We start from the raw sequence: 537 nt of genomic DNA on the forward strand, positions 1-537 counted from the left end.
TTGATAAGGTGCTTGTGTCACGCTGTTTTGAAAGCAGGAACTGACTGCTAGATGTGTAAATGTGGCTTCTGGCCCTAAATAACCGACTTTCATGTCTCTTCTCTCCTTACGCGCCTGACCCTAAGATCTCAACTTTTTCTATAAAATCAAATTTTCTCATTTTATTCATTAACGTATGAATGTTTTCTTCCATTGCGGACGTACTGATTGAGAGCGTGACATTCGCCCTGCCCTGAAGCGGAATCGTCTGGTGAATGGAAAGCACGTTGCTTCCTGAGTCAGCCACCGCCTGCAAAAGCTGGGATAACGCGCCTGACCGATCCTCCAAATGAAAGAAAAGTGTGATTATTTGTTCTTTAACCATCGTGTAAAAAGGGAAAACCGCATCTCGGTATTTGTAAAAAGCGCTTCTGCTTAAATCAACTTTCTGCACGGCATCTGCAACCGATCCAGCCTTTTTTCTGTCGAGCAGCTTTTTGACTTCAAGGGTTTTCCGCATCGCATCAGGCAGAACGTCTTCACGCACTAAATAAAATG

1 protein-coding gene is annotated in these 537 nt (G+C 43.9%); it reads right to left on the reverse strand.

Annotation, left to right across the window (positions count from 1 at the left end; all coding sequences use genetic code 11):
- Nucleotides 1-106: 106 nt before the first annotated feature.
- Nucleotides 107-537: transcriptional regulator ThrR (thrR, locus tag ACV1FX_RS41770; RefSeq protein WP_473123291.1), on the reverse strand; the 431-nt coding region annotated here is incomplete at its 5' end.

It is taken from the genome of Bradyrhizobium ingae (genome assembly GCF_055791185.1).